This window comes from Flaviflexus huanghaiensis, from assembly GCF_014118685.1.
GTDB classification, from domain to species: Bacteria; Actinomycetota; Actinomycetes; order Actinomycetales; family Actinomycetaceae; genus Flaviflexus; species Flaviflexus huanghaiensis.
The window spans coordinates 73,604-89,396 of sequence record NZ_JACFAK010000009.1 but is presented as its reverse complement, the minus strand read 5'-3'; the positions used below and the strand labels follow the sequence as shown (position 1 = coordinate 89,396).

The following is a 15,793-nucleotide window of genomic DNA, read 5'->3' as shown; positions in this document are numbered from 1 at the left end:
TCAGATGTTCCTAGGCACGTACGAGCCCAAACTCGACGACAAGGGGCGTGTGATTCTGCCTGCCAAGTACCGCGAGCAACTCGCTGGCGGTCTGGTCATTACGCGAGGCCAAGAGCACTGTTTGTACGTGTTCAAGGTCGAGGACTTCATGCACATGCAGGAGGACGCCCGGAAGGCACCCCTCTCGAACAGGGAAGCCCGCAACTACCTGCGGGTTTTTCTTTCAGGAGCAGTCGACCAGGAGCCCGATAAGCAGGGAAGAATTAACATCCCGGCAAACCTGCGGACGTATGCGGGCCTCGAGCGTGACCTCGCGGTCATCGGTGCGGGTAACCGTGTCGAGATCTGGAACTCGCAGTCGTGGGCACGCTTCCTGGAAGAGCAGGAGGCCGCGTTCGCGGAGCGGGACGAAGAGATTATCCCAGGAGTTCTATAGCCGCCTTGGCGGCGGCTCCCTCCCGTGGTTCTGGCACCAATTCCCCAATGCCAGAGATACGGGAGGGAACCGCCGTTAAGGGTTTGTCAGGAGGTGCGATGAGCGCAGCGGACAAGCACGTTCCCGTGCTCGTCGACACATGTATGGAGCTTCTTGCCCCTGCGATCGACGGACCCTCCCTTCTCTTCGACGCCACACTCGGCATGGGCGGCCACACTGAGGCCGCGCTTACGAGGTTCCCGGATGTCCGAGTCATCGGAATCGACCGCGATCCTCAGGCAATCACGCTCGCATCGGACAGGCTTGCCCCTTTTGGCGACAGGTTTATCGCCGAGCACGCTGAATACGACAGAATCGAAGACATTACGGCCATGTACGGTCGACCGAATGCGATCCTCATGGACCTCGGTGTCTCGTCGCTCCAGCTCGACGATGCGGCCCGCGGGTTCGCCTACTCCCAGGATGCTCCGCTCGACATGCGGATGGATACCTCGAAGGGCAGGACCGCGTCTCAACTCATCTCCGAGGCAACGCACGGTGAGCTGGCACGGATCATCTCCCTTTATGGGGAGGAGAAGTTTGCCTCGCGGATCGCCTCACGAATCGTCGAACATCCCGACAGAGCCTCGATAACGACCGGTGAGCTCGCTGAGCTGGTGAAGTCGGCCATTCCGGCTGCCGCTCGGCGCACGGGAGGTAATCCCGCGAAGCGGACGTTCCAGGCGCTACGGATCGCTGTGAACGACGAGCTCGGCATTCTCGAGCGAGCAATCCCGCGGGCCATGGATGCGCTCGAGGTCGGAGGCAGACTCGTCGTCGAGTCGTACCACTCGCTCGAGGACCGCATTGTCAAGCGTGCAATGCAAGGCGGAGCGACATCGACAACGCCGATCGGCGTGCCTGTCCAAATGGACTCTCCACCTTTCCGGCTTATCACGACACGGGCCATCCAGGCCGACGAGGCCGAAATAGCCGCCAATCCCCGATCAGCGTCGGTACGGGTCCGTGCCTGCGAGAAACTACACGAAGGAAGACGATGAGCGCCTCAGCCCACGCACCAGCTCGCCCCGTACGCCGGCCCATCGTCACCGGACTACCGACGATCGAAGTTGTTCCGAGCCCCGCACCGGTACGGGGCTTTGTCGCGGCGACGATCGCCTGCATCATACTGTTCTGCGGTGCCCTTGCGACAGTCTTTGCTCTTAACACCGCCATGGTCGAAGGGGCCTACGAAATCCAGCAGAAACAAGTTCTTCTCAACGACCTGGCAGACACGCAGGGCACACTCGTCGATGAGATCGCGCAGGCGTCGACAGCGGTTGAATTGCGGGTGCGTGCAGAGGCTCTCGGACTCGTTCCGGCATCCGAGATTCGACACGTTGACCTGGGAGAAGGTGTCGTTAGCGCCGGCATCGGAGGCAACGCGCCATAATGGCAGACGTGAGTACCACGTCCCGGCTGAAACTCCCGTCCTTCCTCAGGCGAGATAGGAAGCGTCCCAGCGGAAGCCTTATCTCTCGGCTGCGTGTCATCGTCGCGTTTTTCTTGGTCGGCCTTGTTCTTCTCGGGCTGCGGCTCATCGACCTTCAGGTCGTCCGGGCGGACACTCTTGCCGAGACGGCGATCCAGTTCCGGTCACGTACCTACGCGATCCCGGCGGAGCGCGGTGAGATCCTCGACGCGAACGGACACGTGCTCGCAGTCTCCAGGGAGCGCTACAACGTCGCCGTCAATCAGCATCTCGTCGAGTCGTACGTACGCCGCGACGAAGATGGCGCGATCATTGGGCGCGGGGCGCCTGCGGCTGCAAGTGTTCTCGCATCGATCCTCGACATGGACGAGGCGCGCCTCGCTGGCATCCTCCACGGCGGGGAAACAAAACAAAGCTGGGTCTATCTGGCCAAAGATGTGTCGCCAGAGGTGTGGCGGCAGATCAACTCGTACGGCATTCCCGGAATTGAGCCGGAGCAGCTCATGCGACGGGAGTACCCCAACGGAAGGGTTGGGGCGTCAATCCTTGGCTTCGTCGGTGAGGACGACGAGGGAGGGCGCCGCGGCCAGGCCGGCATCGAACGCAGCATGGACGAGACCCTGACAGGTGTTGACGGCTCGATGACGGTTGAGATTTCCCGTTCCGGCGCCGTTATCCCGACGGGACGGACGATCGAGGAGCCTGCCGAGCACGGAAGTAGCGTGACGCTGACTGTCGATGTCGACCTCCAATTCGCTCTTGATGAGGCATTGGAACGTTCAGTTTCGGAACAGGGTGCGGAGTGGGGGTCCGCTATTGCTATCGAAGTTGGCACCGGACGTGTACTTGCGCTGTCTGATACGCACACCTTCGATCCGGAGAATCCACAGGCGGGCGGGTCGATCGGCTCACGGGCAATCCAGTCACCCGTTGAGCCAGGTTCGTCCGGCAAGCTCATGACGTTCGCGGCCGCGTTCGATCAGGGACAGGTGAGTGCAACGTCAGTCTTCCCGACGGCGTCGGTGCTGACGATGCCAAATGGAGAAACGATCCGCGACAACGAACCCCACCCCGCCGAGAACCTCACGGTGGCCGGTATCCTCGCCAAGTCGTACAACACCGGTCTCATCCAGATCGGCGATACGGTCCCTGACGATGTTCGGTTTGACTACATGCAGGCTTTCGGACTCGGCCAACGTACCGGCATCGAGCTCCCCGCCGAATCCCCGGGAATCTTCGCCGACTATTCGACGTGGGGCCCTCGCGAGCGGTATACGACGATGTTCGGGCAGGCCTATGCCCTGACAACCGCTCAGCTCGGCCAGATGGTGGCGACGATTGCGAACGGGGGAGTGCGCACCGATCTTCACATCGTCGACTCGGTCACCCTCCCCGATGGGTCTGTCGAACCGACGATCATCGATGAGCCTGCTCGCGTCGTCACGGAGGACACGGCGGACCAGATGCTCGGGATCATGCAGGCGGTGACCGAGAACGGCTCCACAGGCTACTATGCGCGTATTGACGGGTACAATGTTGCGGGCAAGACCGGCACCGCTCAGATGCCGGACGGGAGCGGGGGACTCACCCACCGCGTTGGTACCTTCGCGGGCGTCGTCCCGGCAGACGATCCCCAGATCGCCATCGCCGTCGTCGTCTATAACGGGAAGGGCCCGGGCTACGGCTCCGAGACCGCTGCCCCCGTCTTCGGCGAGTTCGGCGCCTTTGCTGTCAGGCATCTCGGAATCTCACCGTCGCCGGTGCCTCTCGTCCAATACCCGTGGTCGGAAGCAGAGCTCCAGCATTCGTCTGCCAACGGGCTCCTGTCTGACAACGGCTCCTATAGAGAATTGGTAGATCGATGAAGTTGCGCTCCCTCGCCGCCCTTGGCCTGACGGTCATGGGCGACGCTGACATCACCGGAGTTGCCGCAGACAACCGCGCGGTCACCCCCGGCGACCTGTTTGCGGGAGTTCCCGGTGATCACGTCCACGGCGCGCGCTTTGCGTCAGATGCGGTGGGCCGTGGCGCGGCCGCGGTCCTGACGGACGATGCGGGTGCGGAGCACGTGCCGGCCGGCACTCCTTTCGTCATCGCCCCGGACGTTCAGGGTGTTCTTGGCCGCGTTGCGGCTCTCGCCTACGGCGAACCCGCGAAGCGGCTCCGTAGCTTCGCGGTGACGGGAACGAACGGCAAGACAACGACGGCCTACATGGTCGAGCACATTCTCGCCCGACTCGGTTCGATCACCGGCCTCGTCGGCACGGTCGCGCTCCAAATAGCTGGCGAGGACGTCCCGGCTCGATTGACGACACCGCAACCGGCCGACCTTCAGCGTTTCCTTGCCACCTTGGTCGAGGCGGGAGGTACGGATCTCGTCATGGAGGTCTCCTCCCACGCCCTCGCTCAACGAAGAACCGACCCAATCCGATACACCGTGGCTGGTTTCACAAACTTGACGCAGGACCATCTCGATTACCACGGGACGCTGGACGAGTATTTCGAGGCGAAGGCACTCCTGTTCGCAGAGGACAAGTGCGAACGGGCCGTTATCTGGACCGATGACGAGTATGGGTTTCGCCTGTGGGCGAGACTGGCCAGCAAGGGCAGGCCCGTCGCCTGGGTCGGCCGGACGGATCGCGACGGACGCGGATGGCTTGTCCAGGGGAGCAGGAACTTCACGCTCACCGGCGACGCGAAGTATTCCTGTCACATCGGCCTACCCGGCGAATTCAACATCGCCAACGCTGCGCTCGCGGCCGCCATGGTACTGGAGTCCGGGATCCCCGGGGCGGCTGAGGCGATCGCCGACATCACCCCGATGGTTCCGGGGCGGATGGAGGTCCTGAGCGAACATCCCCGCGTTATCGTCGACTTCGCCCACAACGCCGACGCATTAGAGAAGGTCATTTCCTCGCTGCGCAATGACACGAGTGGCCGGCTCATCACGCTCACGGGTTCTGCGGGGGATCGTGACGCACTCAAGCGTCCGATTATGGGCAGGGTTGTCGCCGATGGCTCTGATGTCTTCTACCTCACCGATGATGATCCACACAGTGAAGATCCGGCGAAAATCCGGGCGGAGGTCCGCGCGGGAGCCGAGGGTCGTGTTGAGATTAGGGAGATCGGGGACCGCGCCGAGGCAATCCGCCACGCTATCCTGACGGCTCGTCATGATGACACGGTTCTCCTCGCTGGACGGGGGCATGAGACTATTCAGGAAGTCGGAAGCGACCTCATTGAGCTTGACGACCGCGTGGTTGCGAGGGAGGCCCTCGCGCGAAGGGACAGGGCATGATTCCACTTTCTCTCAACAGAGCTGCCGCCGCCGTCGGCGGCAGGCTACTCGCAGAGGGTTGCGGTGATGATCTCATCAGCGCCGCGACGATTGACTCGAGGTCGATCACGGGGGGCGAGCTCTTCGTCGCAATCCGCGGCGAACGAGTCGATGGCCACGACTACGCGAAAGCCGCGCTTGATGCGGGCGCAGCTGCAGTTCTCATCGAGGACGAGGACCGTGCGCGTGCAACAGGTGCGGATCCGGCTCGCCTCGTGTGGGTCCCCTCGACGCAGGATGGGCTGGGAGCGCTGGCGAAGGACAATCTTGCCCGCATTCGCCAGGTTGCAGATCCACTCGTTGTGGGTGTGACCGGCTCCGTTGGCAAGACGACAACAAAGGATCTTCTCGCGGCGATCCTCGCCGAGCGAGGCCCGATCATCGCCCCGCCCGGATCCTTCAACAACGAGCTTGGCCTGCCTCTGACGGTGTTGCGTGCAGATGAGACGACGGCAACGCTCGTTCTGGAGATGGGGGCGGACCGTATCGGCAACCTCGAACACTTGACGTCGATCGCCCCGCTCGACATCGGTGCTGTCCTCGCTGTCGCCCGCGCCCACATCGGCGAGTTTGGCGGCATCGAGAACGTCGCGAAGGCGAAGTCCGAGCTCGTTTCCGGGATTCTGCCGCACGGGACGGCCGTTCTCAACGCTGATGACCACCGCGTCGTGGCGATGGCGGCCAAAGCTCCAGCGGTTGTCACGTTCGCGGCCAGCGGGAACGGTGACGTCTACGCATCCGACATCGTTCTCGGAGCGGACGGCAGACCGTCCTTCACCCTCAACGACGGCGGATCAGCTGTACGGGTAGAGCTCGGCCTTGTTGGTGCCCATCATGTGTCTAACGCTCTCGCCGCGGCTGCGGTCGCCCGTGTCGCGGGGCTGTCCCTGGACGCCATTGCGACCAGCCTCAGTGGGCTAGGCGCAGCATCCCCGCACAGGATGGACGTGTGGCATGCCGGTGAATTAACCGTCATCGACGATTCCTACAACGCCAACCCTGATTCCATGCGTGCGGGCCTACGGGCGCTCGCACAGCTGTCGGGGGAAGGACAGTCGCTCGCTGTGTTGGGCGCCATGCTCGAGCTCGGAGAGGAGTCCGATCGTGAGCATGAAGCAATCGGACGCGAGCTCGCAGAGCTCGGCATCGACGCTGTCATCGCGGTCGACGCTCCCGGCATTGCGGCCGGTGCGCGGAGCTCCGGTGTCGACACCCGTGAGGCGGCCAGCGTGAGTGAGGCCTGGCCCATCCTGCTTGAACGGGCGTCTTCTGGCACTATCCTGTTCAAGGGTTCGCACGGATCGAAGATCTGGCAGCTCGCCGACCGGCTGAAGGAGCAACTGTGCTGAGCATCATGGTGTCCATGGGAGTGGCGATGGTGATCTCCCTCTTCGGCACCCCACTCTTCATCAAGCTCTTGGTGAAGAAGCAGTACGGCCAGTTCATCCGCCAGGATGGTCCGACATCTCATCAGACAAAGCGCGGAACTCCGACGATGGGTGGGGTCGTCATCATCCTCGCCACCGTCATTGGCTACGCGGTTGCCAACATGACAGCGGGCAGGCTGCCCGGTGCGTCCGGTTGGCTCCTCATGTTCCTCATGGTCGGCATGGGAATGATCGGATTTGCCGACGATTACATCAAAATCACGAACCAGCGTTCCCTCGGTCTCAGACCTCTTGGGAAGATGATTGGGCAGGCGCTCATCGGCGTCCTCTTCGCCGTCCTTGCCCTGCAGTTCCGCAACGCTGACTTCCGCACTCCAGCTTCCCTTCGCATCTCCTTCGTGCGCGACACAGACATCACGCTTGCCTTCTGGGGAGTGGGGATCGGTGTCATCCTCTTTGTCCTGTGGGCGAACTTCCTCATCACGGCCTGGTCGAATGCAGTCAACCTCACCGATGGGCTCGACGGTTTGGCCACCGGCGCTTCGATGATCGCGTTCGGCGCATACACGATCCTCACGGTCTGGCAGTCGAATCAGTCCTGCCTGTCGGTGCTCGATCCGTCGACCGGCTGTTACGAAGTACGCGATCCGCGCGACCTGGCGATGATCGGTGCCGCGATTGTCGGCGCCTGTTTCGGCTTTTTGTGGTGGAACGCGTCACCGGCACAAATCTTCATGGGCGACACCGGCTCGCTCGCTCTCGGCGCGGCCTTCGCAGGAATGTCGATTCTGTCGCGCACAGAGTTCCTCGCCGTCCTCATCGGCGGTCTCTTCGTCATCATCGTCATGTCTGACGTCATCCAGATCGGAGTTTTCAAACTGACGAAGAAGCGTGTGTTCCGAATGGCGCCACTCCATCATCACTTCGAGCTGAAAGGCTGGGGTGAGGTGACAATCGTCATCCGGTTCTGGATCATCGCGGCCCTCTTGGCGGCACTCGGTGGCGGACTGTTCTACACCGAATGGCTAGCAATCCAGTGAGACGTAAGTCGAGTCTGACCGACCTTGACGGGGCGCGCGTCGCCGTCGCCGGCATGGGAGTATCTGGCACCGCGAGCACGGCCGCGCTCGCGGACACGGGCGCACTCGTGTCGCAGTGGGATGGGCGGGGTGATGACGTGGGCGCTCGCCTCCTCACTCCAGCGGCGCTCCTCGACTGGAAGCCGGATATTGTCGTGGTCTCCCCGGGACTCCCCGCTGTTGGCGACGTGCATGCGGCCCTGCGTCAGGCTCGCATCCCGATCTGGTCAGAAGTTGAGCTCGCCTGGCGCTTGCGCACCCGCGACGAGCAGGGACAGTCCGCGCCATGGCTTGCCGTGACGGGCACGAATGGCAAAACGACGACGGTGCAGATGGCGGCGGCCATGGCGGCGGAAGCTGGGATGAACGTCGCCGCGGTCGGCAACGTCGGCGACCCCATTGTCACCGCAGTGACGAAAGACGATGGACCCGATCTACTCGTCGTCGAGCTCTCCTCGTTCCAGCTTCACTCGACGTCGAGCATGTCTCCACTCGCGGCGGGATGCCTCAACATTGCCGACGATCATCTCGACTGGCACGGCTCCCGCGAGGCCTACCGTGACGCGAAGGCACGGGTGTACGAAAACGCGCAGGTCGCATGCCTCTATCCGGTTGATGATCCGATCGTCTCTGCGATGGTCGAGGAGGCGAACGTTATCGAGGGTGCCCGCGCCATCGGTCTGACTCGCGGGGTCCCAGGCCCCGGCCAGATCGGTCTCGTCGAGGACATCGTCGCCGAGCGCGCCTACGGCCCGAGCCGATTTCACTCGGCACACGAACTTTTCCAGCTCGACGATCTCGCCCACCTTGCTCACGGCGAGGTGCCCCTTCACCTTCTGAGTGACGCGATGATGGCTGCGGGCCTTGTCCGCGCTGCCGGGATCGAGCCGAGTGCCGTTAGGTCGGCGTTACGGCGATTCAGCATGGGTGAGCACCGAATCGAGACTGTCGCCGTTACCGACGGCATCACGTGGATTGATGACTCGAAAGCAACGAACGCCCACGCGGCCCGCGCCTCGATCCGAGCCCAAGAGGACGGATCGGTCGTCTGGATTGCGGGCGGGGTGAGCAAAGGCGCCGAGTTCGCCTCCCTCGTCGCCGACATTGCCCCGAAGTTGCGCGCCGCAGTTGTCATCGGCGTCGATCAGGCGCCTCTGTTGCAGGCACTGAAGTCGCAGGCCCCGGGCGTGCCCGTCACCGCCATACCCCCGGGCTCGGCTACAGTCATGGCAGAGGCCGTGTCAGCGGCGCGGGCCCACGCCGGCCCCTCGGCCGTCGTCATGCTCGCACCGGCCTGTGCGTCCTGGGACCAGTTCGTGTCCTACGCCGATCGCGGCACCCAGTTCACCCGTGCAGTCTTGGAGTAAAAGATGAGCGTCCCCCTCACACCTGAGCGGTCAAGAGACGTCATCCGCGAAGCCATCATCCTCATCCTCACCTCAACCCTCATCCTCACGGTCCTCGGGGTTGTCATGGTGTTCTCCGCGACCTCTGTCTCGTCGATTTCGGTCGCGATCAGCCTTGACGATCCGAGCGTTCGTTTCGCGATGGCACAGCGCCAGCTCCAGTTCGCCGTGGCTGGTGTGGTCCTCATGGTGATTTTCTCCCTCGTCCCCGTCGCTCTCTACCGGAAGGCGGCATGGCCGATCTTCGCGCTCGGGATCGTCCTCCAGCTCCTCGTGCTCACTCCCCTCGGGGACACGGTCGGCGGCAACACAAACTGGATCTCGCTCGGCGGCGTCAATATCCAGCCGTCCGAGTTCCTCAAGCTTGCGTCGGCGCTATGGCTTGCCGTCATGCTCGGGCGGATGAAACGCGAGGAGATGACGGACATGAGGCGGGTTCTCAATCCCGCCGGTGCCGGAGCAATCGCGGCCCTCATCGCCGTTCTCGCCGGTCAGGACATGGGTACCGCCATCATCTACGTCCTCATGTTCGCAGCCGGGTTCTTCCTCGCCGGCGTTCCAGCACGCTGGTTCGCGGGCGCTGGCCTGTTCGTCGGCCTTGCCGCGGTCCTTCTTGTCGCGATCCAGAGTTCGCGGCTCAACCGCATCGTCGATTACGCGCAAAACCTCTTCACGATGCCGGATATCCACGCGCCGACGCAGTCTGACTACGCCATGTGGGCTTTCGGGACGGGCGGCATCGGCGGCGTCGGACTGGGAGCCTCCCGCGAGAAATGGAATTATCTTCCCGAGGCGCACAATGACTTCATCTTCGCAGTCATCGGTGAGGAGCTTGGCTTCTTCGGTGGGCTCGCTGTCATCCTCCTCTACGTCGTCCTCGGCTTCGGCATGCTCCGCATCATCACGCATCACAGTGAGATGTGGGTTCGCTGTTTCGTCGCGATGATCGCGATGTGGCTCGTCGGGCAGGCCCTGCTCAATATGATGGTTGTGACCGGCGTGCTTCCGGTGTTCGGTGTGCCTTTGCCCTTCATTTCCCAGGGCGGATCCGCTCTCGTCGCCTGTCTTCTTGCCGTGGCGACCGTCGTCTCAGCTGCGCTCAGCCACCCCGGTGTCGCAAAATCGCTTCGTCTGCCCCGGATGTCGTACCGGTCCACCGCCGCCGTAAGGAGCCCCCGATGAGAATCTTGGCCGCAGCTGGCGGCACCGCCGGTCATGTCAACCCTATGCTCGCCACCGCCGAGCAGCTCATGTGTCGGGGCCACGAGGTCATCGCCGTTGGAACAGCCACCGGTCTTGAAGCTGATCTTGTCCCCGCCGCGGGCCTCGAGCTCGTGACGATCGAACGGATTCCGCTGCCCCGCAGGCCCTCTCTTGACCTCGTCCGGCTACCGGGCCGGCTCACCCGGGCAGTCCGCGACCTTCGAGCCATCCTCCGCGACCGTGATATCAGCGTCGTGCTTGGCTTCGGTGGCTACGTCTCGGCGCCTGTCTACCTGGCGGCGCGCAAGGAGAACATCCCGATTGTCGTCCAGGAACAGAACGTTCGCGCCGGAATCGCGAACAGGCTTGGCGCACGCTGGGCGAAGGCCGTATCTCTCACGTTCGAGACGACCAAGCTCGAGGCAAGAAAAGGGGTCACTCACGTCACGGGCCTTCCGCTACGTCCCGCCATCAGCGCACTGGCTGCAGATCGCCGCGATCCCGAGGAGGCTCGCGCACGCAGACGTTCGGCAGCGGCACGTTTTGGGCTCGATCCCGATGATCGCATCATTGTGGTGACCGGTGGCTCCTCCGGCGCCCGCCGACTCAACACGGGCTTCTCCGCCGCAGGCGCCGATGTCGTGAGACACGCACAGGTGTTGCACGTGACCGGAAAAGGCAAAGAGTCCGATATCGCGCCGGGCGCGTTGAGCGACCGCTATCGGACAGTCGAGTACGTGACGGATATGGAGGAGGTTTATGCGATGGCGGACCTTGTCGTTACCCGGGCCGGTGCGGGGATGGTGGCTGAACTGGCGGCGCTCGCACTTCCCGCCGTCGTCGTACCACTCCCCATCGGGAACGGGGAGCAGTACCTCAACGCTCAGGCTTACATCGAATCGGGCGGCTTCGTCCACATAGCCGATGCTGATTTCACAGCGGATGCCGTCCGCTCCCGCATCATTCCCCTCCTGAACAGCGAAAAGCTCGCACGGAGTTCGGCCCATCTTGCGGACGCTGGCGTGTCCGACGGAGCAGTGGCCGTTGCAGATCTTGTGGAGGCAGTCGTATGAGATTCCATTTCATCGGTATTGGCGGGGTCGGTATGGCGGCGGTGGCTGAGCTTCTCGCCGCCCGCGGCCAGACCGTCGAGGGTTCCGACAGGTCAGCCTCAGCGAACACGGCCCGGCTCGAGAGCCTTGGCATGACAATCCACATCGGTCACGAGGCTGGTCACGTCCACGAGGACGCAGTTCTTGTCGTCTCGTCCGCGATCAAGGAGTCCAATCCTGAGCTCGCGGTGGCCCGTTCTCGCGGCCAGCGCATTATTCACCGGTCGCAGGCACTTGCGCTCGCCGCGGAGGGATACGACTTTATTGCCGTTGCTGGCGCTCACGGGAAGACAACGACATCAGGCATGCTGGCTGTCGCTCTCACCGCGGCCGGTCTCGATCCGTCATATGCCATCGGCTCCACCCTCCTCGGGGGTGCATCGGGTGCGAAGCTGGGACAGGGACGAGCGTTCGTTGCGGAGGCCGATGAGTCCGACGGCTCATTCCTCAACTATTCGCCATCGGTTGAGATCGTGACGAACATCGAGCCCGACCATCTCGACCATTACGGGGATGCGGAGAGCTTCGAGCAGGCCTTCGCTGAGTTCGCTGACCGCAGGGTTCCGGGCGGGCTTCTCATCGCCTGTGCGGACGACGATGGCGCGAGGCGTCTTCTGGCTGCGACAGGCGGAAGGCGCTGGTCGTACGGAACAAGCGGACCTGCCGGTGTTGACGCCCACGTCCACCTTGACATCACCGGGCCGACAACCGGCCACGTGACGTTGACGTCGGAGCTGGGCTCGCCTAAGTCGGCAGAACTCTCGCTGGCGGTCGCTGGCGATCACATGCTCCGCAATGCGGTAGCTGTCTGGGCGGTCGGCCTTGAGCTTGGCGTCGAGCCGAAGGCGATGGCCGAGGCCATCAGCACATTCGAAGGCACGGGACGGCGTTTCGAGCGCAAAGGTACTGTGCGCGACATTGTTGTCGTCGATGATTATGCGCACCACCCGACCGAGGTCGCCGCGACGCTCACCGCCGCCCGAACACAGACCGACGGCAGCATTCGAGTTATTTTCCAACCTCACCTTTACTCCCGAACACAGAACTTCGCAGCCGAGTTCGCACGTGCGCTCGACCTCGCGGATGATGTCATTGTCACGGGCGTGTACGGCGCACGTGAGGAGCCCGTCGAGGGGGTCGATGGGCACATCATCGCCGACAGAATGGTCCGTGGTGACTTTATTGAGGACATGCATGAGGCGGCCGCTGCCATATCGAGCCGCGCCGAGCCAGGCGACCTCATCATGACGATGGGAGCGGGGAGCGTGACCGCTCTAACGTCGGAGATTCTGGCGGCGCTGTGAGACCACCGAAGCAACCCCGCCGGTCGGCGCCTCGGTCCCCGGAGCGGCAGCCGACGGGCGAGCCGGTTCGCCAGAGCGCCTCAAGGGATGTGCCTGCCCACGAGGGTTCTCTCGCGTCTCGACCGGTGCGAAATCAGCCCCCTGAAAGCGCGCCACCAGCATCGGCGGAGCTGGGAACAAGCGTGCGTGCACGTGTCGCAAAACTCCGGCGGGAGCGCATGAAAAGTGCCCCGGAAAAGCCGCCCGTCCCGGCCCACCGAAAGCGATCCTCGGACCCCTATCCGCTGAGCGAAAAGATTGAACTGCGCAGGAGAGCCCGCCGCAGGGCGCTCCTCATTCGGCTCGCGGTGACAGCTGGAGTGCTGGCACTCGCCGGAGGCGCCGTCTGGGTGCTTTTTTTCTCGTCTGTCTTCGCTGTACGGGAGACGAACGTCGTGACAGACGATCCAGCAGGGGTTCTCAACGAGGCGGAGATCTCCGACATCCTCTCCGGGGTTGAGGGAACCCCTGTGCTTCGCCTTGCTGAGCGTGACATCGAGGAACGTCTGCTCGCGATACCGGCTGTTGCGAACGCGCGGGTTGATGGAGTATTTCCGCGCGGGATGGATGTGGAGATCACGGCGCGGGTTCCTGTCGCGTGCGTCGGCGCAGCCGAAAGTTGCGTGGGGATCGATGTCGAGGCGATGCGCCTCGACGTGGGGCCGGAGCTTCAGGCCGCACTGCCGAAGGTGACGATGGACTTGGACTCGGGTTGGGCGGCAGAGCATCTCCAGGGCTTGCTTGACGCGCTTGCCGCTCTGCCAGATCACGTCCATTCGGCCGTGACGAGCGCGTCGGTCAGCGAAAGCGGGCTCATTGAGTTTGCGCTCGAATCCGGCACGATCAAGTGGGGCCGGTCGGAAGAGAACGAGAAGAAGGCGCGTGTTATCGCCGTGCTCCTCACCCAGGAGGCTGGCACCTATGACGTGACGATGCCGAACGCCCCGGTGACTTATTGACGAGTTTCGACATCCGGCGCGTCGATCATTGAACGCGGTCGATCCGGTCCGTAACTTATGCGCGAGGTTGGAGCCAAGAAACCTCAACCCGCACTTGAGGTCCCGGAGGAAACATGTCGACAATCAACAATGCAGCCAACATCAAAGTCATCGGCGTCGGCGGCGGCGGCGTCAATGCCGTCGACCGCATGATTCAGGACGGTCTCTCCGGAGTCGAGTTCATTGCTGTCAACACAGACGGCCAGTCCCTCGTCAAATCTGAGGCGGAGACGAAGCTCGACATCGGCCGTTCGGTCTCCAACGGCCTCGGCGCGGGTGCCGACCCGGCAATCGGCCGCAAGGCAGCCGAGGAGAACGTCGAAATCATCCGGGCAGCTCTCGAGGGTGCCGACATGGTGTTCGTGACCGCGGGCGAGGGCGGCGGCACCGGGACCGGCGCCGCTCCGATCGTCGCCAATGCCGCACGCGACCTTGGTGCCTTGACCGTGGGGGTTGTTACGCGGCCCTTTGACTTCGAAGGCCGCCAGCGCGCTAACAACGCCACCGCAGGGATCAAGGAGCTTCGCCAGGCCGTCGACACCCTCATCGTCATTCCCAACGACCGGCTCCTCGAAATTGCGGAGAAGGAGCTGTCGGTTCTCGAGGCGTTCCACATGGCTGACGAGGTCCTCCGCTCCGGCGTCAAGGGCATCTCCGACCTCATCACGATCCCGGGCCTCGTCAACCTCGACTTCGCCGACGTCAAGGCGGTCATGAAGGACGCAGGAACTGCGATCATGGGCATTGGCTCCGCCTCGGGCGAGGATCGTGCCATGAGGGCGACAGAGAACGCAATTTCCTCCCCGCTTCTCGAGGCCCGTATCGACGGCGCTCACGGCGTCCTCCTCTCCTTCCAGGCGGGTGCGGACTTCTCGATGCAGGAGCTCGCCCGCGCCTCGCAGCTCGTCAAGGAGTCGGTTGACCCGAACGCGAACATCATCGTTGGCCACATCATCGAAGATTCACTCGGCGACGTCGTCAACGTCACCGTCATCGCTGCGGGCTTTGACGAGGCCGACGATCACATCGCCACCGGCCGCATGCCCGTCGCCCAGCAGGTTCCGCCCAGCGCCCCCGCCGAGCCCGCGGAGAAGCCGGTCCAGGCAGTTGCTCACGAGGTCGAAGATCCTGGCCACCTCGTCTCGCCCGCGGCGCCTGTTGTGCCCGCAGCTCAGAGGGTGTCGGGCGATGAGCGGATCCGTGCCGATCTCGACATCCCGTCCTTCCTCTTCAACGAGGACTGAACATCCGCATCATCAGAGTTGAACTGCCGGGCTCAATAGCCGGTTTTACGGCTCGGGAGCCTGGCGGTTTATATGCCGGCAATGTTGCGAATCATGTCGGCGACCGTCCGGCGAACGTGCGCCGCTGGCGCGAGCGACTCGAAATCGAGACAGGGTCGCTCGCGTGGATGAACCAGGTTCACGGAACGACGATCGTTCCGGCGCAGACAGATGCTGTGCCAACCGCTGATGGACTCACGCTCCGCCCGGGTCAGGGTGCGGCAGTCATGGTCGCCGACTGTGTTCCCCTCCTCATCAGCGGAGAAACGGATGATGATCGGCTCGGCGCCGTCGTCCACGTCGGCAGGGCGGGTTTGCTTGGCGGTATCGTCGATGCCGCCATCGACATCTTCCAGGTAGCAGGGATAACGGACATCTCCGCGGTCATCGGTCCTGCTATTTGCGGGGCGTGCTACGAGGTCGGAGAGGATCTCGCCGTCGAGGCCGAACAGCTACTGCCGGGAAGCTCATGCACAACCCGCTGGGGCACGCCAGGAATTGACATTCCCGGAACTGTGGCCCGGATTCTCACGAACCGCGGGGTCCGGGTCGACACACTCGACATCTGTACGATGGAGGACGAGCGCTTCTTCTCCCATCGCAGAGAACCCGGTGGGACTGGACGATTCGCCGGATTCCTCGTGTTGGATCGCGACACTCCGTCTCGCTTGCCCGCAGGGGGAGACCCCCTGCTCTAACTTGAAGATGGCATGCCACTGAGAGAAGGGGGAGCGCGC

General features: G+C 63.4%; 14 protein-coding genes. All 14 read left to right on the top strand.

The window, feature by feature from the left end; translation table 11 throughout:
- Window positions 1-4 precede the first annotated feature (4 nt).
- The 14 genes from mraZ (at window position 5) to H7E91_RS08080 (ending at window position 15,754) form a co-directional block, all read left to right on the top strand.
- Window positions 5-436 carry a division/cell wall cluster transcriptional repressor MraZ gene (gene mraZ, locus H7E91_RS08145; RefSeq protein ID WP_182354600.1) on the top strand — a complete coding sequence of 144 codons (432 nt, stop codon included), beginning with the start codon at window positions 5-7 and terminating at the stop codon, window positions 434-436.
- Between the two features lie 98 nt (window positions 437-534).
- Window positions 535-1,476 (top strand): 16S rRNA (cytosine(1402)-N(4))-methyltransferase RsmH, encoded by a 942-nt coding sequence (rsmH, locus tag H7E91_RS08140; protein ID WP_241698480.1) that lies wholly within the window; start codon window positions 535-537, stop codon window positions 1,474-1,476.
- A complete protein-coding gene (ftsL, locus tag H7E91_RS08135; protein ID WP_182354598.1) occupies window positions 1,473-1,868 on the top strand; it encodes a cell division protein FtsL in 396 nt (131 codons plus the stop codon). Before rsmH ends, ftsL begins: the two co-directional genes overlap by 4 nt.
- Before the next feature lie 8 nt (window positions 1,869-1,876).
- Window positions 1,877-3,772, top strand: a complete 1,896-nt coding sequence (locus H7E91_RS08130; protein ID WP_182354597.1) for a penicillin-binding transpeptidase domain-containing protein — start codon at window positions 1,877-1,879, stop codon at window positions 3,770-3,772.
- The gene (locus H7E91_RS08125; RefSeq protein ID WP_182354596.1) at window positions 3,769-5,205 is read left to right on the top strand and encodes a UDP-N-acetylmuramoyl-L-alanyl-D-glutamate--2,6-diaminopimelate ligase; all 1,437 of its coding nucleotides are present in this window, start codon (window positions 3,769-3,771) and stop codon (window positions 5,203-5,205) included. The genes H7E91_RS08130 and H7E91_RS08125 overlap by 4 nt, the downstream gene beginning before the upstream one ends.
- Complete coding sequence (locus tag H7E91_RS08120) at window positions 5,202-6,593, top strand: UDP-N-acetylmuramoyl-tripeptide--D-alanyl-D-alanine ligase (protein ID WP_182354595.1); 1,392 nt, start codon at window positions 5,202-5,204, stop codon at window positions 6,591-6,593. The genes H7E91_RS08125 and H7E91_RS08120 overlap by 4 nt, the downstream gene beginning before the upstream one ends.
- Window positions 6,587-7,672, top strand: a complete 1,086-nt coding sequence (mraY, locus tag H7E91_RS08115) for a phospho-N-acetylmuramoyl-pentapeptide-transferase (protein ID WP_182354594.1) — start codon at window positions 6,587-6,589, stop codon at window positions 7,670-7,672. The genes H7E91_RS08120 and mraY overlap by 7 nt, the downstream gene beginning before the upstream one ends.
- Window positions 7,669-9,078 carry a UDP-N-acetylmuramoyl-L-alanine--D-glutamate ligase gene (gene murD, locus H7E91_RS08110; RefSeq protein WP_338401772.1) on the top strand — a complete coding sequence of 470 codons (1,410 nt, stop codon included), beginning with the start codon at window positions 7,669-7,671 and terminating at the stop codon, window positions 9,076-9,078. Before mraY ends, murD begins: the two co-directional genes overlap by 4 nt.
- A 3-nt stretch (window positions 9,079-9,081) precedes the next feature.
- The gene (locus tag H7E91_RS08105; protein ID WP_182354592.1) at window positions 9,082-10,299 is read left to right on the top strand and encodes a peptidoglycan glycosyltransferase FtsW; all 1,218 of its coding nucleotides are present in this window, start codon (window positions 9,082-9,084) and stop codon (window positions 10,297-10,299) included.
- Window positions 10,296-11,393 (top strand): UDP-N-acetylglucosamine--N-acetylmuramyl-(pentapeptide) pyrophosphoryl-undecaprenol N-acetylglucosamine transferase, encoded by a 1,098-nt coding sequence (locus H7E91_RS08100; protein ID WP_182354591.1) that lies wholly within the window; start codon window positions 10,296-10,298, stop codon window positions 11,391-11,393. The genes H7E91_RS08105 and H7E91_RS08100 overlap by 4 nt, the downstream gene beginning before the upstream one ends.
- Entirely contained in the window at window positions 11,390-12,736 is a 1,347-nt protein-coding gene (murC, locus tag H7E91_RS08095; protein WP_182354590.1) for a UDP-N-acetylmuramate--L-alanine ligase, read from the top strand. The genes H7E91_RS08100 and murC overlap by 4 nt, the downstream gene beginning before the upstream one ends.
- Window positions 12,737-12,954: 218 nt before the next feature.
- A complete protein-coding gene (locus tag H7E91_RS08090) occupies window positions 12,955-13,734 on the top strand; it encodes a cell division protein FtsQ/DivIB (protein ID WP_182354589.1) in 780 nt (259 codons plus the stop codon).
- 113 nt (window positions 13,735-13,847) lie between these two features.
- A complete protein-coding gene (gene ftsZ, locus H7E91_RS08085) occupies window positions 13,848-15,017 on the top strand; it encodes a cell division protein FtsZ (RefSeq protein ID WP_182354588.1) in 1,170 nt (389 codons plus the stop codon).
- Window positions 15,014-15,754 (top strand): laccase domain-containing protein, encoded by a 741-nt coding sequence (locus H7E91_RS08080; protein WP_182354649.1) that lies wholly within the window; start codon window positions 15,014-15,016, stop codon window positions 15,752-15,754. The genes ftsZ and H7E91_RS08080 overlap by 4 nt, the downstream gene beginning before the upstream one ends.
- Window positions 15,755-15,793 lie beyond the last annotated feature (39 nt).